The sequence below is a fragment of the Achromobacter kerstersii genome, from assembly GCF_902859595.1.
Taxonomy (GTDB): Bacteria; Pseudomonadota; Gammaproteobacteria; order Burkholderiales; family Burkholderiaceae_B; genus Achromobacter; species Achromobacter kerstersii.
In genome coordinates this window covers 49,399-69,210 of sequence record NZ_CADIJQ010000010.1, presented here as the reverse complement: position 1 = coordinate 69,210, position 19,812 = coordinate 49,399, and the positions used below count along the sequence as shown (strand labels likewise).

Annotated in this window: 22 protein-coding genes; 16 read left to right on the top strand and 6 right to left on the bottom strand. The window is 63.8% G+C overall.

The genetic code is table 11. The features are described 5' to 3' along the window. The first annotated feature begins 137 nt into the window (after nucleotides 1–137). The 7 genes from ccoN to HV765_RS24540 all read left to right on the top strand — a co-directional run bounded on the left by ccoN (nucleotide 138) and on the right by HV765_RS24540 (nucleotide 5,682). On the top strand, nucleotides 138–1,634 hold the full coding sequence (gene ccoN / locus HV765_RS24570; RefSeq protein ID WP_175171310.1) for a cytochrome-c oxidase, cbb3-type subunit I: 1,497 nt from the start codon (nucleotides 138–140) through the stop codon (nucleotides 1,632–1,634). A gap of 12 nt (nucleotides 1,635–1,646) precedes the next feature. Then, nucleotides 1,647–2,456, top strand: a complete 810-nt coding sequence (gene ccoO / locus HV765_RS24565; RefSeq protein WP_175171309.1) for a cytochrome-c oxidase, cbb3-type subunit II — start codon at nucleotides 1,647–1,649, stop codon at nucleotides 2,454–2,456. A gap of 2 nt (nucleotides 2,457–2,458) precedes the next feature. Next, nucleotides 2,459–2,635, top strand: a complete 177-nt coding sequence (locus HV765_RS24560; RefSeq protein WP_054422115.1) for a cbb3-type cytochrome oxidase subunit 3 — start codon at nucleotides 2,459–2,461, stop codon at nucleotides 2,633–2,635. Beyond that, complete coding sequence (gene ccoP, locus HV765_RS24555; protein WP_175171308.1) at nucleotides 2,632–3,606, top strand: cytochrome-c oxidase, cbb3-type subunit III; 975 nt, start codon at nucleotides 2,632–2,634, stop codon at nucleotides 3,604–3,606. The genes HV765_RS24560 and ccoP overlap by 4 nt, the downstream gene beginning before the upstream one ends. Nucleotides 3,607–3,684: 78 nt before the next feature. Beyond that, nucleotides 3,685–5,175, top strand: coding sequence for a cytochrome c oxidase accessory protein CcoG (ccoG, locus tag HV765_RS24550; protein ID WP_054422113.1), 1,491 nt, complete (start codon nucleotides 3,685–3,687; stop codon nucleotides 5,173–5,175). Nucleotides 5,176–5,192: 17 nt separating this feature from the next. Further along, nucleotides 5,193–5,429 (top strand): FixH family protein, encoded by a 237-nt coding sequence (locus HV765_RS24545; RefSeq protein WP_054422112.1) that lies wholly within the window; start codon nucleotides 5,193–5,195, stop codon nucleotides 5,427–5,429. Nucleotides 5,430–5,445: 16 nt separating this feature from the next. Continuing rightward, nucleotides 5,446–5,682: a hypothetical protein gene (locus HV765_RS24540; RefSeq protein WP_054422111.1), complete on the top strand. Its 237-nt coding sequence runs from the start codon at nucleotides 5,446–5,448 to the stop codon at nucleotides 5,680–5,682. Between the two features lie 108 nt (nucleotides 5,683–5,790). Here HV765_RS24540 and HV765_RS24535 read toward each other — a convergent pair whose 3' ends face one another. Together HV765_RS24535 and HV765_RS24530 are read right to left on the bottom strand one after the other, a co-directional pair. Continuing rightward, nucleotides 5,791–6,132 (bottom strand): zinc ribbon domain-containing protein YjdM, encoded by a 342-nt coding sequence (locus HV765_RS24535; protein ID WP_054422110.1) that lies wholly within the window; start codon nucleotides 6,130–6,132, stop codon nucleotides 5,791–5,793. Between the two features lie 85 nt (nucleotides 6,133–6,217). Beyond that, nucleotides 6,218–7,147 (bottom strand): LysR family transcriptional regulator, encoded by a 930-nt coding sequence (locus HV765_RS24530; RefSeq protein ID WP_175171307.1) that lies wholly within the window; start codon nucleotides 7,145–7,147, stop codon nucleotides 6,218–6,220. 122 nt (nucleotides 7,148–7,269) lie between these two features. On the opposite strand from HV765_RS24530, the gene HV765_RS24525 reads away from it, so the two are divergent. From HV765_RS24525 to HV765_RS24500, 6 genes are all read left to right on the top strand, one after another. Then, nucleotides 7,270–8,256, top strand: coding sequence for a Bug family tripartite tricarboxylate transporter substrate binding protein (locus HV765_RS24525; protein WP_175171306.1), 987 nt, complete (start codon nucleotides 7,270–7,272; stop codon nucleotides 8,254–8,256). Nucleotides 8,257–8,263: 7 nt separating this feature from the next. After that, on the top strand, nucleotides 8,264–9,289 hold the full coding sequence (locus HV765_RS24520; RefSeq protein ID WP_175171305.1) for a 4-hydroxythreonine-4-phosphate dehydrogenase PdxA: 1,026 nt from the start codon (nucleotides 8,264–8,266) through the stop codon (nucleotides 9,287–9,289). A gap of 13 nt (nucleotides 9,290–9,302) precedes the next feature. Continuing rightward, nucleotides 9,303–10,475 carry an L-rhamnonate dehydratase gene (locus HV765_RS24515; protein ID WP_054422107.1) on the top strand — a complete coding sequence of 391 codons (1,173 nt, stop codon included), beginning with the start codon at nucleotides 9,303–9,305 and terminating at the stop codon, nucleotides 10,473–10,475. A 7-nt stretch (nucleotides 10,476–10,482) separates the two neighbouring features. Continuing rightward, on the top strand, nucleotides 10,483–11,502 hold the full coding sequence (locus HV765_RS24510) for a dihydrodipicolinate synthase family protein (RefSeq protein WP_254600721.1): 1,020 nt from the start codon (nucleotides 10,483–10,485) through the stop codon (nucleotides 11,500–11,502). A gap of 96 nt (nucleotides 11,503–11,598) precedes the next feature. Then, nucleotides 11,599–12,522 carry an ABC transporter ATP-binding protein gene (locus HV765_RS24505; RefSeq protein ID WP_054422434.1) on the top strand — a complete coding sequence of 308 codons (924 nt, stop codon included), beginning with the start codon at nucleotides 11,599–11,601 and terminating at the stop codon, nucleotides 12,520–12,522. Beyond that, nucleotides 12,519–13,280, top strand: a complete 762-nt coding sequence (locus HV765_RS24500) for an ABC transporter permease (RefSeq protein WP_006220442.1) — start codon at nucleotides 12,519–12,521, stop codon at nucleotides 13,278–13,280. Before HV765_RS24505 ends, HV765_RS24500 begins: the two co-directional genes overlap by 4 nt. Before the next feature lie 63 nt (nucleotides 13,281–13,343). Here the strand turns inward: HV765_RS24500 and HV765_RS24495 are convergent, their stop codons facing one another. The 3 genes from HV765_RS24495 to HV765_RS24485 form a co-directional block, all read right to left on the bottom strand. Beyond that, nucleotides 13,344–14,042, bottom strand: coding sequence for a glutathione S-transferase family protein (locus tag HV765_RS24495; RefSeq protein ID WP_175171304.1), 699 nt, complete (start codon nucleotides 14,040–14,042; stop codon nucleotides 13,344–13,346). 236 nt (nucleotides 14,043–14,278) lie between these two features. After that, nucleotides 14,279–14,677: a DUF4168 domain-containing protein gene (locus HV765_RS24490; protein ID WP_054422105.1), complete on the bottom strand. Its 399-nt coding sequence runs from the start codon at nucleotides 14,675–14,677 to the stop codon at nucleotides 14,279–14,281. Nucleotides 14,678–15,041: 364 nt separating this feature from the next. Beyond that, nucleotides 15,042–15,857 carry a sulfite exporter TauE/SafE family protein gene (locus HV765_RS24485; protein ID WP_175171398.1) on the bottom strand — a complete coding sequence of 272 codons (816 nt, stop codon included), beginning with the start codon at nucleotides 15,855–15,857 and terminating at the stop codon, nucleotides 15,042–15,044. A 109-nt stretch (nucleotides 15,858–15,966) separates the two neighbouring features. Here HV765_RS24485 and HV765_RS24480 point away from each other — a divergent pair, with 109 nt between their 5' ends. Then, nucleotides 15,967–16,734: an AraC family transcriptional regulator gene (locus HV765_RS24480; protein WP_175171303.1), complete on the top strand. Its 768-nt coding sequence runs from the start codon at nucleotides 15,967–15,969 to the stop codon at nucleotides 16,732–16,734. Nucleotides 16,735–16,760: 26 nt separating this feature from the next. Here HV765_RS24480 and trhA read toward each other — a convergent pair whose 3' ends face one another. After that, nucleotides 16,761–17,405, bottom strand: a complete 645-nt coding sequence (gene trhA / locus HV765_RS24475; protein ID WP_054422432.1) for a PAQR family membrane homeostasis protein TrhA — start codon at nucleotides 17,403–17,405, stop codon at nucleotides 16,761–16,763. A 488-nt stretch (nucleotides 17,406–17,893) separates the two neighbouring features. Between trhA and HV765_RS24470 the strand changes: the two genes are divergently transcribed. Continuing rightward, nucleotides 17,894–19,012 (top strand): extracellular catalytic domain type 1 short-chain-length polyhydroxyalkanoate depolymerase, encoded by a 1,119-nt coding sequence (locus tag HV765_RS24470; RefSeq protein ID WP_175171302.1) that lies wholly within the window; start codon nucleotides 17,894–17,896, stop codon nucleotides 19,010–19,012. Nucleotides 19,013–19,219: 207 nt separating this feature from the next. Continuing rightward, entirely contained in the window at nucleotides 19,220–19,735 is a 516-nt protein-coding gene (locus tag HV765_RS24465; protein ID WP_175171301.1) for a DUF1993 domain-containing protein, read from the top strand. Nucleotides 19,736–19,812: the final 77 nt, after the last annotated feature.

The window sequence follows — 19,812 nt, the reverse complement described above, 5'->3', positions numbered from 1 at the left end:
TAAAGCGGCCTTGGTTCGTTGTGCCCGCGCTGCGTTCCCGCGCGCGCCCTCTGGCGCTTGATCCATATCAACGCCGACTCCTGTGACGTGTCCCATCATTCAAGCCTGGAGCTATTTGTTACTTTAGGGGAAGGGTGATGAACGATTGCGCCGCAATCGCAAGCAAGGCCGATACCTTCAACTACAAGATCGTGAGGCAGTTCGCGCTCATGACGGTGGTGTGGGGCATTGTCGGCATGGCTGTGGGCGTTTTTATCGCCGCGCAGCTGATTTGGCCTCAGTTGAATTTCGACACCGCATGGCTCAGCTACGGCCGCCTGCGCCCGCTGCACACCAACGCGGTGATCTTCGCGTTCGGCGGCAGCGCGCTGTTCACGACGTCGTACTACGTCGTGCAACGCACCTGTCAGGCGCGGCTGTTCTCGGACAAGCTTGCCGCCTTCACGTTCTGGGGCTGGCAGGTCGTCATCGTCGCCGCCGCGATCACCTTGCCGATGGGGTTCACCAGCAGCAAGGAATACGCCGAACTCGAATGGCCCATCGACATCCTGATCACGCTGGTCTGGGTGGCCTACGCCATCGTGTTCTTCGGCACGATCATCAAGCGCCGGTCCAAACACATCTACGTGGCCAACTGGTTCTTCGGCTCGTACATCCTCACCATCGCCATTCTCCACATCTTCAACAACATCGAAATGCCGGTGTCGATGTGGAAGTCGTACTCGGCCTACGCCGGCGTGCAGGACGCGATGGTGCAGTGGTGGTATGGCCACAACGCGGTGGGCTTTTTCCTGACGACGAGCTTCCTGGGCATGATGTATTACTTCGTGCCCAAGCAGGCTGGCCGCCCGATCTATTCGTACCGCCTGTCCATCGTCCACTTCTGGGCGCTGGCCTTCACGTACATGTGGGCGGGTCCGCACCATCTGCTGTATACGTCGCTGCCTGACTGGACGCAATCGCTGGGCATGACGTTTTCGCTGATTCTGCTGGCGCCGTCGTGGGGCGGGATGATCAACGGCATCATGACGCTGCAAGGCGCCTGGTACAAGCTGCGCACCGACCCGATCCTGAAGTTCATGGTCACGGCGCTGTCGTTCTACGGCATGTCCACGTTCGAAGGGTCGATGATGTCGATCCGCACCGTCAACGCGCTGTCGCACTACACGGACTGGACCATCGGCCACGTGCACTCCGGCGCGCTGGGCTGGGTCGCGATGATCTCGTTTGGATCGCTCTACTACCTGATCCCGCGCCTGTATGGCCGCGAGAAGATGTACAGCGTGCGCGCCATCGAACTGCACTTCTGGATTGCGACCATCGGCGTGGTGCTGTACATCGCCGCCATGTGGATCGCCGGCGTGCAGCAGGGCCTGATGTGGCGCGACACCGCACCCGACGGCACCCTGGTCTACAGCTTCGTCGAAGAACTGAAGACGCGGGTTCCGTACTACCTGATCCGCTTGCTTGGTGGCACGTTGTTCCTGTCGGGGGTGTTCGTCATGGCCTGGAACGTGTGGAAGACGGTGCGCGGTGCGCAGCCGGTCAACCCCGCCATTCCGCTGGACGATCCCCATGCCGCTCGCCCGCCGGTCGCCGTCGTTGACGCGCCCGCCGTGCCGGCCACTGTTTGACGAGAGGACATCATGGCCAACAAGAAAACTGGCTTCTTTTCTCACCAGACGCTTGAGAAGAACATTGGCTGGATGATCATCGCGAGCATCCTGGTGGTGTCCTTTGCGGGCCTGGTCCAGATCGTTCCGCTGTTCTTCCAGCACAGCACGACCCAGCCGGTGGCGGGCGTTGAACCCTACAGCCCGCTGCGGCTGATGGGCCGCGACGTGTACATCCGCGAAGGCTGCGTCGGCTGCCACTCGCAGCAGGTGCGCGTGCTGGCTGCGGAGGTGCAGCGCTACGGGCCGTACTCGACGGCGGCGGAATCGGTCTTCGATCATCCGTTCCTGTGGGGTTCGAAGCGCACCGGCCCCGATCTGGCGCGCGTGGGCGAGCGTTACTCCGACGACTGGCACCGCATCCACTTGCGCGATCCGCGCAAGCTGGTGCCCGAGTCGAACATGCCTGCCTATCCGTGGCTGCAAAAGACGGTGATCACCGGCGAGAACGTGGCCGAGCGCATGCGTGCGCTGCGGATGCTGGGCGTGCCGTACACGGATCAGCAGATCGCCGACGCGCCCAAGGCCATTGAAGGCAAGACGGAAGAGGACGCACTGGTCGAGTACCTGCAAAGCTTGGGCGTCGGTGTGCGCAAGGCCAAGCAGGCTGCAGAAGCCAAGCAGGCTGCGGAAGCCAAAAAGGCAGAGGAGGCCAAAAAGGCAGAAGACGCCAAGAAAGCTGAAGACGCCAAGCAGGCCGCTGACACCGCCGCACCGGCCGCGACGGCGCCGGCCGCGCAGTCCGCCTTGCAACCTGCCGCGCAAGCGGCCACGGGAGGCTGATCATGCTGGGTTACTTGAGCGCAATCGTTACCGCCATTTCGATGGCGACCTTTTTCGGCATTGTCTGGTGGGCCTGCTCACGCGGGCGCCAGAGCGCCAACCGCGAATCGGCCATGCTGCCGTTCGCCCTGCCCGATGAGTTCGGCCAGGCACAACAAGATGGAGCGAATCGGTCATGAGCGATTTCGTTAATGGCTTCTGGGGATATTTCATCTCGGTCGTCGCCGTGGGCGGCGTGGTCTGGTGCCTGTGGCTGCTGTACACGCAGCGCCGCTGGCTGGGCGCCAAGCCCGCCAGCGGCCAGGTCGAAGACACCGGCCACGTCTGGGACGGCGACCTGACCGAGCTCAACAACCCGGTCCCCACCTGGTGGACATGGATGTACTTGCTGGCGTGCTTGTTCGCGCTGGGCTACCTGTTCTTCATGCCGGGCCTGGGTTCGTACAAGGGCCAGCTGGGCTACAGCAGCACCGAAGAAGTGGCGCAGCATCAGGCCAAGATGGCCGAGGCCGTGCGCCCGATCTACGCGCGGTTTGAAACCATGACGGTGCCGCAGATTGCGCAGGACCCGGGCGCCCGTGAAATCGGCCAGCGCCTGTTCCTGAACAACTGCGCGCAATGCCACGGCTCCGACGCCAAGGGCGGCCCCAGCTTTCCGAACCTGACGGATGGCGACTGGCTGCACGGCGGCACGCCGGAAATCATCATGGAGACCATCAAGAAGGGCCGCCATGGCGTGATGCCGCCCTGGAAGGCCGCCATCGACGCCAAGATGGCCGGCGACATCGCGCAGTACGTGCGGTCGTTGTCCGGGTTGACGGCGGACCCGGTGCGCGTGTTCCGCGGCAAGCGCGAATTCGGCAACTTCTGCGTGGCCTGTCACGGTGTGGATGGCAAGGGCAACCAGCTGGTGGGCGCGCCCAACCTGACCGATGACGTCTGGCTGTACGGCAGTTCCGAAGCATCGATCGTCAAGACCATTCTGGATGGCCGCGACAACCGCATGCCGGCGCAGGAACATGTGCTGAATCCTGAGCAGATCAAGGTGCTGACGGCCTGGGTCTGGGGCTTGTCGAACAAACCGGAAGGCGGCGCGCAAGCGGCAGTGGTGGATACGGCCGCGGCCAGCACGGCGGCAGTGGCCAAGTAACGCGCAGTCAGCAGGACTTAAGTGGGAGGACGCCTTGCGCGCCTCCCACATCATCGGACTTACAGGACGGAGCAGCATATGGAAGATGGGTCAACCGCAAGCGTCGGCACGCCGCCTGGCGGCGACCCGCCGCCCTGGCGCCCGCATACGCGTCCGCCACGCCCCGGGGCCGAAACCCTGGAGCAGACACTGGCCGGGGTGCGCAGCAAGATCTATCCGCGATCCGTCAGTGGCAATTTCGCCCGCTGGCGCATCGCGTTCGTGTTTATCACCCAGCTGATTTTCTACGGCCTTCCGTGGCTGCAATGGAACGGCCGGCAGGCCGTGCTGTTCGACCTGGGCGCGCGTAAATTCTATTTGTTTGGCCTGGTGTTGTGGCCGCAAGACGTGGTGTACCTGGCGGTGCTGCTGGTGATATCCGCGCTGGCGCTGTTCCTGTTCACCGCGGTGGCGGGGCGTTTGTTCTGCGGCTACGCCTGTCCGCAAACGGTCTACACCGAAATCTTCATGTGGATCGAGCGCAAGGTTGAGGGCGACCGCATTGCGCGCATCCGCCTGGACGAAGCGCCGTGGACGCTGCGCAAGGCGCGCCTGAAAATCACCAAGCATGTGCTGTGGATTGCGCTGGCATGGTGGACGGGCTCGACCTTCATCGGCTATTTCGCGCCCATCCGTGAACTGGGGCATGAACTCTTCACGCTGCAACTGGGGCCGTGGCAATGGTTCTGGATGCTGTTCTATGGCTTTGCCACGTGGGGCAACGCGGGCTTCATGCGCGAATCCGTGTGCAAGTACATGTGCCCCTACGCGCGATTCCAAAGCGTGATGGTGGACCCGGACACCTTCGTCGTCACCTACGACAAGCGGCGGGGCGATCCGCGCGGCGGCCGTTCGCGCAAGGTGGACCACAAGGCCGCCGGCATGGGCGATTGCGTGGATTGCAGCCTGTGCGTGCAAGTCTGCCCCACCGGCATTGATATCCGCGAAGGCCTGCAATACATGTGCATCGGCTGCGGCGCCTGTATCGACGCTTGCGAACAGGTCATGGACAAGATGCAGTACGAGCCCGGCCTGATCCGCTACACGTCAGACCGCGCCATGCTCGACGGCTTGAGCACGCAAAGCGCGCGCTCGCATCTGCTGCGTCCGCGCGTGCTGATCTACGGCACCCTGATCCTGATTCTGGCCGTGGCGTTCGTGGCGTCGCTGGCGATGCGCAACCCGCTGCGGGTTGACGTCATTCGTGACCGTGGCGCGCTGGGCCGTGAAGTGGCGGGCGGGCAGATCGAAAACGTCTACCGCTTGCAGATCATCAATACGTCAGACACTCCGATGCGGCTGCGCCTGTCGGCCGACGGCATGCCGGGGCTGGCGGTGATGGCTGGCCGCCAAGGCTCGGACACCGTTGAAGTGGAAGCCGCCTCCAACAAGCTGGTGCCGATGGTGATTCGCGCGCCGGCAGGCGCTGAGCCCGGTGCGCACTCCATCACGCTGCGCGCGCGCGGCCACGACGGCGAAAACCGGTCCATCGAGACCGATGAAGCCGCCAGTTTTTACGTACCTGATTAAGCCTGAAGGACACTCCCATGACCCTCGCCCAAACCGCACCGTCGCCCAAGCCCTGGTACCAGGAGCCCTGGCCCTGGATTCTGATGGCGGGCCCTGCCGCCGCCATGATTGGCTGCTTCATCACGATCTATTTCGCGTACAGCAACTTCACCCACGAGCCGATTCAGGAAGGCGTGGTCAAGCGCGGCCTGGTGATCGAGCAGGCCGCACCCAAGGCGAGCGAGGGCGCGCGCGCCGCGCAAGCCAACCCGTAAAGCAGGGAGAGCACAGATGGGCCTGCGTTCATTGATGTGGATTTTGTGGCCGTCGTTCCTGGCGGCCGCGATGGGCAGCGCGTTGATCTTCGCGCTGATCGACCCCTTGGATGTGGCGATTTTCGGGCATGTGCCCACGGGGCGCGTGGGCTTTTACACCGTGTCGTTTTTCGTGCTGTGGGTGATGGCGGGGCTGTCCAGCACGCTGACGGCGTACTTGATGCCCAAGCAGGAAGAAGACGAAGACGTGTGATTGCGGTGTGGCCCGCGCTTGCCCGGCATTTATGCCGGGCAAGTTGCGCAACTTGCACACGTGGCGCAAGGCAAGCGGGGCAGCACCGGCAAAGCGGGCGGCGCCGCGTCAGACCTTTTTGACGAATTCCGACTTCAGGCTCATTTGTCCGAAGCCGTCGATCTTGCAGTCGATGTCGTGGTCGCTATCCACCAGGCGGATGCTTTTGACCTTCGTGCCCATCTTCACCACGCCGCCCGAGCCCTTGAGCTTCAAGTCTTTGATGACGGTGACGGTGTCGCCGTCTTGCAGCACGTTGCCGGCCGAGTCGCGGTAGACGCGGGCATCGTCGTCGGCGGGCGCGGCGTCTTGGGCCGACCATTCATGCGCGCATTCCGGGCAGACATACGTGCTGCCATCTTCGTAGGTGAATTCAGATTGGCACTTCGGACAGGCGGGCAGAGCACTCACGGATAGACCTCAAGGTAACAACGCAAAAAGCGCAATCGGCGATTGTACTGCGCCGGGCACGCAAAATGCGCTGAACGCGCATTTATCATCGCTTATCTTCATGCAGCAAGTCGACAAAATGCTGTCCGGCTGCGGTGAGCGGGCGGTCGCGCGAAACGATGCTGCCAAATGCGGTCAGCGACTGCTGGATCTGATACGGCAGGATGGCCAGCAGGCCGTGGCGCGCATAGCGGCTGGCGACGGATTCCGGAATCACGCCCAGCATCTGTGACTTCATCGCCAGGTTGGTCGTCGTGAGGATGGACGCGGATTCAATCAGCCCCGGCGGCAGGGCAATGCTGTGCGACCGGAACTCCTGTTCGATCACGTCCCGCATGGGGCTGCCCTGCGGTTGCAGAATCCAGGAGTAGTCCTGCATGGCTTCGAAGCTCACGCGCTTCTGGCCAGCCAGCGGGTGATCCACCGCCGCGATCACGGACAGCGCTTCGTCGCCGATCGGGCGGAACACGTAGTTGCGGTCGGACGCGGTCAGCATGCGCCCAATCACCACATCCAGCTTGCCCTCGTTCAGTTGCGCGATCAGCAGATCGCTGGTGCCGGTGGAAATTTCCACGGCCAGCAGCGGATAAGTTTGCTTTAACCGCAAAAGCGCGTCGGTCAGATGGCCGGGCGACGCCGCCATGATGCTGCCAATGAACAGCTTGCCTGCGCTGCCCAGCCGCAGCTCGTCCAGTTCTCGCGCCAGCGATGACACCGTGCCGCGCATGCCGCGGAAATAGCCCATGACGCAATCGCCGGCCGGCGTCAGCGCCAGCCCGCGGCCCACGCGGTCAAACAGCGGCTGGCCCAGCGCCAGCTCAAGCTCGTGCAGCATTTTGCTGGCGGCCGATTGGGTCATGTTCAGCTGGGTGGCGGCCGCGCGCAGCGTGCCGCGTTCGTCAATGGCCAGCAGCAGCACGATCTGCCGCATGCGCAAGCGTGACAACAGCGCGGGGACGTTCAGGGTGCGTTCCATGATTGATCGCCTGTGGTGAACGGTTGGTGCAAAAGTTTCATTTTACGGAAACGAACCGAATCCCTAAGATGAACCCATAAGAAATGCCCGTCAGTGGCAAAGAAAACCCCAAGGAGACAACCATGAAGATCCGCGTATTGGCCGCGATGGCGGCGGGCGCCCTGTGCCTGTCGGCAATGGCGTCGGCCCCAGCCGCCGCCCAAACCCCAGCAGCCGGCTGGCCCACGAAACCTTTGCGTCTGTTGGTGGGCTCGGCGCCTGGCGGCGGCACGGATGCCATGGCGCGCGCCGTGGCCGACCGGCTGGGGCCGATGCTGAAACAGACCGTGGTCGTCGAGAACAAGCCCGGCGCGTCGAACACGCTGGCGGCTGATCTGGCCGCGAAGTCTGCCGACAACCACACGATGGTGATGGGCGTGTCTACCGCGCACGCCATCGCGCCGCATCTGCTGAAGCTGGGCTACGACAACGACCGCGACCTGACTCCCGTGGTGTTCGTGGGCGCGGTGCCCAACATCCTGGTCGTGAACAACCAGGTGCCCGCCAAGACCGTGCAGGAATTGATCGCGCTGTTAAAGAGCAAGCCGGGCGAATACAACTTCGCCAGCAGCGGCTCGGGCAGCACGCAGCACATCGCGGCCGAACTGTTCAAGGACGCCACCGGCGTGCAGATGACGCACATCCCTTATCGCGGCAGCGGCCCCGCCATGGTCGACCTGATGGGCGGGCAGGTGCAGATCGCCTTCGAGACCGCGTCGTCGGTCATCCCCCACATCAAGAGCGGCAAGGTGCGCGCGCTGGCCGTGCTGAGCGCACGCCGCAATGCGCAGTTGCCCGACGTGCCGACGATGGCCGAAGCCGGCGTGCCCGGCGTGGAAATGAGCGCCTGGTACGGCATCTATATGCCCAGCGCCACGCCTGCCGACATCCAGAAACGCATCCATGACGACGTCAACCAGATCCTGGCGCTGCCCGAAACGCAGACGCGCTTGCTGGCGATTGGCGCCGACATTACCCCGATGAGCCAGGAACAGTTTGCGCAGTTCCACAAGAGCGAGAACCAGCGCTACGCCGGCATCATCAAGAAGAACAACATTTCCGTGGAATGACACCAGCATGACGCCGCAGCAACTCCCCGTAATTGCCCTGACCCTGGGCGACCCCGCCGGCATCGGCGCCGAACTGATCGCTCGCCTGCTGGCGCGCCCCGACGCCTGCGAGCACGCCAACATCGTGCTGGTGGGCGACGCGTGGCTGTGGAAAGCAGGCCAGCGCGTGGCGGGCGTGACCGTCGCGACCCAAGCGGTGGATAGCCTGGACGCCGTACGCCACCGCGCGGATACCCATCTGCCCGCCTGGCTGGCGATGGACACGGTGCAGCCCGATCAGGTCACCGTGGGCCAGGCGCAGGCCCCCGGCGGCGCCTCGGTGCTGCGCGTGCTGAACGCCTGCATGGACGCCGCGCGCGACGGCCATGTCGACGCGATCTGTTTCGCGCCGCTGAACAAGTACGCCATGAAGCAGGGCGGCTTGAAGCACGACGACGAGCTGCACCACTTTGCGCAGTACCTGGGCGTCACCGGCTATTTCTGTGAATTCAATACCTTGGGCGATCTGTGGACGTCTCGCGTGTCGTCGCACATTCCGCTGAAGGACGCGGCGGCCGCGCTCAGCATCGACGGCATCAAGGCGGCCACAAGGCTGATCTACCGGTCGTTGCAAGCCAACGGCATCGACGCGCCCCGCGTGGCGGTGGCGGCGTTCAACCCGCATGGCGGCGACGGCGGCACGTGCGGCCGCGAAGAGGTCGACATCATTGCGCCCGCCGTGCGCGAGCTGAATGCTGAAGGCTTGGCGGTTCAAGGCCCGTTCCCGGCCGACACGATTTTTCTGAAGTCGCAGGCCGGCGAGTTCCAGGCGATTGTCACCATGTATCACGACCAGGGGCAGATCGCCATCAAGCTGCTGGGCTTTTCGCGCGGTGTGACCGTGCAGGGCGGCCTGCCCATTCCCATCACCACGCCCGCGCACGGCACGGCGTACGACATCGCGGGCCAGGGCCGCGCGAATGTGGACGCCACGTGGCAAGCCTTTCTGATCGCCTGCCGCATGGGCCGGTCGCATCGTTCCCTTTCCCAATAAGGTTGGATTCCCCATGAAGATCAAATCCGTCCGCGCCCGCGTCTTCGAATGGACCGGCAAGACCGTGCCGCCGCAAGGCAATTTTTGCTCCAACGCCATGGACCTGCTGTATTCCAAGCAGGAAACGATGAGCACCTTCCGCTTTCACGGCTGGACGGTGGTGGAAGTGGAAACAGACGACGGCATCGTGGGCCTGGGCAATGTGGCGCTGGCCCCGCGCGTGGCCAAGGCCATCATCGACCAATACCTGGCGCCGCTGGTGGTGGGCCAAGACCCCTGGGACTACGAATACCTGTGGCAGCGCATGTACCGCGCCACCCACGCCTGGGGCCGCAAAGGCGTGACGATGGCGGCGATTTCGGGCGTGGACCTGGCCATCTGGGACATCTTGGGCAAGTCCGTGAACAAGCCCGTCTTCAAGCTGCTGGGCGGGCGCACGAAGGAAAAGATTCCGGTCTATTACTCCAAGCTCTACCGCACCGACTTGAAGGCCATGCAGGACGAGGCGCAAACGTATCTGGACCAGGGCTTCACCGCGTTCAAGATGCGCTTTGGCTACGGGCCGGCGCATTTGCAAAAGGGCGTGTCCGAAAACTTGAAGTCAGTGGAGGCGGTGCGCGAAGTCATCGGCTACGACACGGACCTGATGCTGGAATGCTATATGGGCTGGAACCTGGAATACGCCAAGCGCATCCTGCCCAAGCTGGAAAAATTCGAACCGCGATGGCTCGAAGAACCCGTCATCGCTGACGATATCGACGGCTATGCCGAATTGAATCAGCTGACGTCGATTCCGATTTCGGGCGGCGAGCACGAGTTTTCTTTGTATGGGTTCAAACAGCTGCTGGACCGCAAGGCCGTGTCCGTCGTGCAGTACGACACCAACCGGGTGGGCGGCATCACGGCGGCGCACAAGATCAACGCGCTGTGCGAGGCCTATAGCGTGCCGGTTATTCCGCACGCGGGGCAGATGCACAACTACCATCTGACGATGAGTACGCTGGCCTCACCCATGAGCGAGTACTTCCCGATGTTTGACGTGGAAGTGGGCAACGAGCTGTTCTACTACATCTTCGACGGTGAGCCCGTCGCCAAGGAAGGCTTTATCGACCTGGACGACAACAAGCCGGGCCTGGGCCTGACCTTGAAGACCGAGTACCTGAACGATTTCAACATCATCGAATAGGCCCGCCATGACGACGCCGATGACCTCGACCACGACCTCGACCACGACCTCGACCACGACCTCGACCCCGACCACGACCCCGACCACGACCCCGACCCCGACCACCACCCCACCGCCGCGCTACCGGGGCATTTTCCCGGTGGTGCCCACGCCTTTCACCGAGTCAGGCGAGCTGGATCTGCCCAGCCAGAAACGCGCGGTGGACTTCATGATTGACTCGGGCGTGGACGGGCTGTGCATTCTGGCCAACTTCTCCGAGCAGTTCGTGCTGTCGGACGACGAACGTGAAGTGCTGACGCGCGCCATTCTGGAACACGTGGCGGGCCGCGTGCCGGTGATTGTGACGACCACGCACTTCAGCACCCGCGTGTGCGCCGCGCGCAGCCGGCGCGCGCAGGACCAGGGCGCGGCCATGCTGATGATCATGCCGCCGTATCACGGCGCCACCATCCGCGTGCCGGAAGCGCAGGTCGAAGCCTTCTTTCAGCAGGTGTCGGACGCGGTCGAAATTCCCATCATGATCCAGGACGCGCCGGTGGCGGGCACGCCGCTGTCCGCCGCGCTGCTGGCGAAAATGGCGCGTGAGATCGAACAGGTGTCGTATTTCAAGATTGAAACGGCGGGCGCGGCGTCCAAGCTGCGAGACCTGATTGCGCTGGGCGGCGCGGCGGTGGAAGGGCCGTGGGACGGCGAAGAGGCCATTACCCTGCTGCCGGACCTGGATGCAGGCGCCACGGGCTCGATGACGGGGGGCGGCTTTGCCGACGGCATCCGCCCCATCATCCAGGCGCACCGGGCGGGCCAGCGCGACGAGGCCTACCGCCTGTACGAGCGCTGGCTGCCGCTGATCAACTACGAGAACCGCCAGGGCGGCATCCTGACGGCCAAGGCCTTGATGCAGGCGGGCGGGGTGATCGCGTGCGACGCGCCCCGCCATCCGTTCCCCGGCATGCGCGACGAAGTCCGCCAGGGCCTGTTGGAAACCGCCCGCCGGCTGGACCCGCTGGTGCTGCGCTGGGGCCGGTAATTCCCGAATCGCGAACACAGCGTTCCGCCACGCCGACCAAGCGGCCCCCGTCGTGGCGGGTAAAATCCCTAACTATCGATCAAGTTGGGGGCGCGTGTGCAGCCTGTCATTTCAGTTCAGGGTTTATCTAAACGGTATGCCTCGGGATTCCAGGCGCTGAAAAGCGTCAACCTGGAAATTCAACGCGGTGAGATCTTCGCCTTGCTCGGGCCGAACGGCGCGGGCAAGACGACGCTGATCAGCATCATCTGCGGCATCGTCAACCCCAGCGACGGCCGGGTGCTGGCCGATGGCCACGACATCGTGTCGGACTTTCGCGCCGCGCGGTCCAAGATCGGCCTGGTGCCGCAAGAGATTTCCACCGACGCCTTTGAAAGCGTCTGGAACACGGTGACGTTCAGCCGTGGCTTGTTCGGCAAACCGGCCAACCCCGCGTATATCGAAAAGGTGCTGCGCGACTTGTCGCTGTGGGACAAGAAAGACAGCCGCATCATGGCGCTGTCGGGTGGCATGAAACGCCGCGTGATGATCGCCAAGGCGCTGTCGCACGAGCCGGCCATTCTGTTCCTGGACGAACCCACGGCAGGCGTGGACGTCGAATTGCGGCGCGGCATGTGGGAAATGGTGCGGCGCCTGCGCGAGAGCGGCGTCACCATCATCCTGACGACGCACTACATCGAAGAAGCCCAGGAAATGGCCGACCGTATCGGCGTGATCCGCAAAGGCGAGATCATTCTGGTCGAAGAAAAAGACGCGCTGATGGCCAAGCTGGGCAAGCGCCAGCTGAGCCTGACGCTGACCGCGCCGCTGCCGGGCATTCCCACCGCGCTTGACGCCTATCAGCTGGACTTGTCGGCCGACGGCTACAAGCTGGTCTACACCTACGACAACCAGGGCGGCGGCCAGATTTCCCAGCTGCTGCACGACCTTAGCCGGCTCCAGATTGAATTCACCGACTTGAATTCATCGGAAAGCTCGCTTGAGGATATTTTTGTCAGCCTGGTACACGGTCAATCATGAACTTCTACGCCATCCGCGCTATCTATCTGTTTGAAATGGCCCGCGCCTGGCGCACGCTGATGCAAAGCGTGTTGTCGCCCGTCATTTCCACGTCGCTGTACTTCGTGGTGTTCGGTTCGGCCATCGGCTCGCACATGGTCGAGATCGACGGCGTGAGCTACGGCGCGTTCATTGTGCCGGGCATGATCATGCTGTCGCTGTTAACGCAGAGCATCGCCAATGCGTCGTTCGGCATCTACATGCCAAGATTCTCGGGCACCATCTACGAAATCCACTCCGCGCCGATTTCCTACGTAGAGATCGTCATGGGCTATGTGGGCGCAGCCGCCAGCAAGTCCATCATTTTGGGGCTGATCATGTTGGCGACGGCGCGGTTGTTCGTGTCGTTCGAGATCGCGCACCCGATCTGGATGCTGGGTTTCTTGGTGCTGACCGCCGTCACGTTCAGCCTTTTCGGCTTCATCATCGGCGTGTGGGCCGATGGCTTTGAGAAGCTGCAAATCATTCCGCTGATGATCATCACGCCGCTGACCTTTCTGGGCGGCACCTTCTACTCCATCAAGATGCTGCCGCCGTTCTGGCAGACCGCCACGTTGTTCAACCCGGTGGTCTATCTGGTCAGCGGTTTCCGGTGGGCGTTCTACGGCGTGTCGGACGTGAGCGTCGGGGTCAGCGTGGGCATGACGCTCGTGTTCCTGCTGGCATGCTTGATCGGCGTGCGCTGGATCTTCAAGACGGGTTATCGCCTGAAGACCTGAGTGCGCTGATTGATCGGGTTGATCTGTTCATCCTGATTGCGCTGATTGATCGGGTTGACCTGTTCATGCGGCCGCGGTGGGCGCGCGGCGCGCAAGGCCGTCAAAGGCATCCAGCAGCCTCTCGCGCCACGCGTACACCGTGTCGTCTTCCGCCAGCAGTTCCAGGGGGCTCGTGCAGCGCGCCCACATGAACATGCCAAACACCGCGTAGTCGGCATAGGCGTGCTGGCTGCCCGACAGGTACGGCTGCTTGCCCAGCAGGTGACGCAGCGGCAACAGGGCGGCGCGCAACGCGGCGACCTGGTCTGCGTAACCCGCGGGCAGGTCTTCCAGCTTGCCAAAGCGCTTCTCGCGCGAGGCGCGGAAGTAGTCCTGATCTTTCTCGTGGATCAGGCCATGGATGGCGGGCAGCAGCAGGCGCGCCAGCACCGGCACCAGCGTGGTGTCGGCCCAGCTGTTCGCAAACAGGCTCACCGCGCGTCCGCCCGCGCCGCCAAACAGCGACGGGCGTTCTGGGAACGTGTCTTCCAGATAGCAGGCAATCTGCCAGGAATCGCTGACGACATGCGTGTCATGCACCAGCACCGGCACGAGCTTCTGCCCGGAAAAATCAATGGCTTCTTTTTCAGTGAAGCGCCACGGCACCGTCTTGGCGGACAGCCCCTTGTGGGCCAAGGCCATATGCGTCTTCCAGCAATGCGGGCTGAAGCGTAGGGTCGCATCCGCGCCCGCCAGGTCGTACAGGGTAAGGTCCGGGGTCAAGATACCGCGCTCCTTGAAGATGTCTTCGGGGTGAGAACCGCAGCCAGCATACTGCGATCACGCCACGCACGAACAGGCGGCGCGGGCAATAAAATTGCGATCACGCCACGCGCGAACAGGCGGCACGGGCAATAAAAATTGTGATCACGCTGCGCACGAACGGACGGCGCGGGCAATAAAAAGCGCCACGTACCCCAGGGGCGCGTGGCGCAGGCCGGACAATCCCCGGTCCAGCCTTACTGCTTGGGCGCGCCCTGGCTCAAGTTCATTACCCGCTGCTTCAATTGCGGGTTCTGCTGCACGGCCTGGCCGATGCCATTGAATTCTTCGACGGTCAGCCCATCGGCACGCACCAGCTGCACCATCTTGGCGTCCGCTTCCTGGACGACCTTTTGCTTGGCGTCGTCCGTTTTCGCGGCGTCGACCTTGGGACGGTACTCGTCAACCACGCCAGACACCTTCTGCGATGCCGAGGCAAAGCGCTGCAACTGCTGGTCGGTGGGCTGGGCGATGGCGGGGGCCATCTGCGGTTGAGCCGCCGGCGGCTGGCTGGCGTTCTGCGCCAGGGCGGGAGCACCGGACAACGCCGTCGTCAACATGGCGGCGGATAGGAATGCGTAAGTGGAACGCTGCATGAAACCTCCTTGTTCCGGTTAAGAGTCCGACCATGATGACGACGTGACCGGCCGCGGGACAAGTTTCGCGATGTGTTTTCCTGTGTCGGCACGCCACGATATGGGGTGGCTTCTGTGGGAGGGCGGCCCCCGGGGGCGGTGCGGAAACGTTTTGCGCGGTTTCGTAGTCGCTGCTGGCCGCGATGTTTCCTTAGGTGTGTGGGCGAGGCCGAAGAATCGTGCGTGGCGCGCCGAAATCAGCCGCCGGCTTGTCTCAGCGGCGCGCTCAGATCAGCGGTGCGCTCAGCAGCGGCGCGCTCAAATCAGCAGCGCGCTCAGCAGCAGCGCACTCAGATCAGCAGCGCGCTCAACGCAGTCACCCCGCTTAAATCAGCAGCATGCTCAGCATCACCAGCGCCAGCAGCAGGATGTAGACCCGCGCATGCAAGCGGTCGGGAATGCGCGGGATCAGCGGCGCGCCCAGGCGGATGCCGATCAGCGACCCCAGCGCCAGTGCGGCGAACGCCAGCAGATCCACATAGCCCACGATCCAGGGCGCGAGCGCGGCGGGCAGGCTGCGCGCGGCCGCCATGTAGGCCACGGTGCCCACCAGCGCGACGGGCAGCGTCAACGGGTTGGCCATGGCGGCGGCCTTGGCCATCGGCAAGCCACGCCGCCGCAACAGGGGCACGGTCATCACGCTGCCGCCCACGCCCAGAAACGTGGCGATGGTGCCGATGACCACGCCGCCACCCACCACCACGCCCTGGCCCAGCGGCCGGGGTGTTTGTGCGGCGTGCTGCGCCATGAAGCCCTGGCGCAGCACGCAGTCCAGAATCGTCACGCCCAGATAGACGATGAACGCCACGCGCACCAGATCGCCGCTGGCGCGCGTGGCGGCCCATGCGCCCAGCAAGGCGCCCACGGCGATAAAGCCCGCCAGCGGCCATACGTAGGCGCGCAGGATATTGCCCGCGCGTTGGTGCTTGCGCGTGGCCGCAATGGAATTGACGATCATCACGCAGGTGGAGGTGGCCACCGCGATGTGCATGGCCGATTGGCCGATGGCGTCGTTCGCGCCATGCGTGGCCGTCAACACGCCGTACAGCACGGGCACCACCACAAAGCCGCCGCCAAAGCCAAACAGCACGGTGGTAACGCCGCTTGCGCAGCCAAATATTGCCAAGATCACATACAGCATGCCGTTCGTCCGGTTGCGGAAAAAGATGACGATACGGCGGCGCGGCGTGGCCTGCTTTCGAGGATTGGACAATAATGTTTGCGTTTCGGCCAACGCGTCATCGCCTGCCATGCGCAACACGCACATCGATCACTACGATTCCCTGGACCGCGCGGTCGTCGCCATCGGCAACGACTACGCGCCGGGCACGCTGCTGCCTGCGCACGCACACAGGCGCGCGCAACTGCTGTATGGCGCAACCGGCGTCATGCAGGTGACCACGCGCGATGGCAACTGGGTGGTGCCGCCGCAACGCGCCGTGTGGATACCGGCAGGGGTCACGCATCAGGTGCGCATGCTGGACGTCAGCACGCGCAGCGCGTACCTGGAACCGGGGTCGGCGCGCGCGCAGCGCACCGCGTGTGAAGTGATTGAGGTGTCGCCGCTATTGCGGCAACTGTTGCTGGACGCGGTGGATATGCCCGCCGACTACGAGCTGGCGGGCCGCGACGGCGCGCTGGCCGCGCTGCTGGTGCACGAGGTGGATCGGGCTTCCGTGTTGCCGTTGCACATCCCGGTGCCGCGCGACAAGCGGCTGGCGGCCTTGTGCCGCGCCTTCATCGCCGCGCCCGATGCCCGTCAGCCCCCGCAAGGGTGGGCCGACCGCCTGCACATGAGCCCGCGCACGTTCAGCCGCCATTTCCACGCGCACACGGGCATGTCGTTTTCGGAATGGCGTCAGCGCGCGTGTGTGGTGCTGGCGCTGGCGCGGCTGGCGGCAGGCGAAGCCGTGACCGCCATTGCGCTGGACTTCGGCTACCAAAGCCCGGCGGCATTCTCAACGATGTTCCGCCGGGTGCTGGGCCGCTCGCCGACTGAGTTTCTGCGCCAGGGTTAGGGCAGGGGCGTGCTACGCGGCGTACCCTATGCGGCGTACCAGAGCACCGCGAAGAAGTGGCACACCGTGCCCGCCAGCACGAACAGATGCCAGATGAAATGGCTGTAGCGCCAGCGGTTGTCGAACACGAAGAACACCACGCCGCCCGTATACGCCAGGCCGCCCGCAACCAGCCACCACAGTCCGCCCGTGGGCACGCGTTCGATCAGCGGGTTCACCGCAATGACGACGATCCACCCCATCGCCAGATACAGCCCGGTGGAAATCGCGGGCCGGTTCAGGCGCTTGCTGGCCTTCAGCCCCACGCCCAAGAGCGCCAGCCCCCACACCAGACCAAACAACGTCCAACCCCAAGGGCCGCGCAACGCACCCAAGGCAAACGGAGTGTAGGTGCCGGCGATCAGCAGATAGATGGCCGAGTGGTCCAGCACATTGAAGATCTGTTTGGCGCGGCACCGCGGCAGCGCGTGATAGATGGTGGACGCCAGATACAGCAGGCACATCGACACCGCAAAGACCGCCGCGCCTGCGATGAACGCGGCGTCGCCCTGACGCACGGCGGCAATCATGAGGATGGGGGCAGAGGCGACGGCGGCGGCCGCGCCTACGCCATGGCTGATGGTGTTGGCGATTTCTTCGCCCAGAGTCTGGGGTCTGTCGTTGGGGAACATGAATGCGTCTTGTTGATGCGAAGTGTCCACCTTAGGCGCTTTGCGGCGTGTGCTCAAGTGCGCGGCGCCTCTCGTTGCCTGCGATGCGGGGCCCGTTTGATGTAGGGCAAGCAAGGCGGCGTTGATCACTGTTTGATGGGCGGCGCGAAAGTTACTGTGTGATACATTTCACGCACAAAATGATCCGCCCCAAGAGGCGGTGCAGACGTTCTTTTTTCTGGGCTCGCACACGCGGCAGCGCACGAGCCCGTCCGCAAACAGATCTCCAAGGGGAGGCACCATGATTCCGGCAATTGGCTTAATGGTAGGGGCTTACATCATCACACGCATGACAGACATGTTGACGCGTCCCGACTCCAGTAAAGTGCTCAGGGTATTGTCAATACTCACCATCGCCGTCGCGTTGATGTCCTGTCTGCAATTGCTGACGGGCGGTCCCGGCCCGGCCCCGAGGTTCTAAGAGAAGGTTTACTGGCCGAGGCCTCGCAATGGCACGCAGTTTTACCAGTCTGTTTTTCAAAGCCGCCAAGAAATTAAGCAAGCTCCAGCGCGCCGCGTTACGCATGGCGTCGCCCAAGCCCGCCCGCAAACGCGCTGCGGCGCGCAAGTCGACGGCCAAGCCAGCAGCGGGCAGCACATCGTCCGCCAGCTCTGCATCCGCCAGCCCCCCGTCACGCACGCCTGCGGTCTCATCGCTGGGCGGCGGGCGCTGGGAAGCCTCGCGGCAGTTCTCCGATGGGGCAGGGCGGCAGTTGGCTTTCGCTCGCTACACGCCGCTTGCCGCAGCCAAGACCGGCCTGCCGGTGGTGGTGATGCTGCACGGCTGCCGGCAGACGTCACTGTCCTTTGCGCGTGGCACGCGCATGAATCAATGGGCGGATGCCGGCGGCTTCATGGTGCTGTATCCGCAACAGTCCATGACGCGCCAGGTGCAGCGCTGCTGGCGCTGGTTTCAGCCCGATGACCAGCATGGCGGGGGCGAGGCCGATCTGATCGCGGCGTTGATCCGGTCCGAAGTCGCGCGCCATGGGCTGGACCCCGAACGCGTCTACGTCGCCGGAATGTCGGCGGGGGCGGGCATGGCGGCACTCGTCGCCTTGCGGCATCCGTCGCTGGTTGCCGCGGTGGCCATGCATTCCGGCCCGGTCGTGGGCGACGCGCACACCGCCGCCAACGGCATCAGCACGATGCGGCGCGGGTCGGTGAAACCGTTGTTGCCCATTCTGGAAGGCGTGTCGGACCCCGCCGTTTTCCAATTGGGCATGCCAGCGCTGATCCTGCAAGGTCAGCTGGACCCGGCGGTAGCGCCGCGCAATGCCAAGCAATTGTTCGAACAATTCCGCGCCTTGAATGATCTGCGTCCGGAAGACGTGCCGATGGAACGCGTGCTGGGCCTGGGCACCGAAAAGGCGTACCGTCGGCTGGACATGATGCGCGGACGCAAGACCGTATTGCGGCTATGCGAAATCACGCGGCTGGAACATGCGTGGAGCGGCGGCGATGCCTCGGTGAAATACCATGCGGGCGGCGGGCCGGATGCGTCGGCGCTGGTCTGGCGGTTCTTTCAAAGCCTGCGGCGCACCGGGGCCGGGAAGATCGCGCCGTAGGGCGTGAAAGTTCGTCATTCGTGGCGATTGTTCGTCTTTTGAGAATGCTGATGTCGACGGGCACGGGCGGGATTCGGCAGGGCGCGGCAGTAAGATCTGCGCATCCCCGATCCCCCTGATTCCCGTGACCCCCCTGACCCGTAAAGCGCCCGAGTGGGCGCCGTTCAGGCCGGCCCCTAGCGTGGGCCAACTTTGGAAATTATCGCCATGACTCTTTCTGTCTATCAGGTCTCTGTGCCTGTCTTCATCCGCGGCATGACCGTGCTGGCCTCGTTGCTGGAAAAAGCAGCGGCCCACGCCGACGCCGCGGGGTTCGATCCGTCTGAACTCGTCAACGCGCGGCTCGCGCCCGATATGTATCCCTTGTCCGGCCAGATCCAGCGCGCCAGCGACGCCGCCAAATTTGCCGTTCAGCGCTTGTCGCAAGGGCAGGCGCCCAAGTTTCCGGATGAGGAAACTACGTTTGCGCAATTGCAGCAGCGCATCGCCGACACCATCGCCTATCTGCAAACGGTGACGCCCGAGCAAGTCGAAGGCGCGGAATCCCGCAAGATCGTCGTGAACTTCGGCGACTTCAAACCCGAGTTCCAGGGCGATACGTATCTGCTGACGTTCGCGCTGCCCAACTTCTATTTCCACGTGACGACCGCGTATGCAATCTTGCGCAACGCGGGAGTCAAAATCGGCAAGCTGGATTTCCTGGGACCGTACACGCCTCAATAGCGTTCATGCAGGTCCATGCAGGCGGGTGCAAGCAGGCCCGTCCATGCAGCTCTCGGTCCACGCAGGCCGGTCCACGC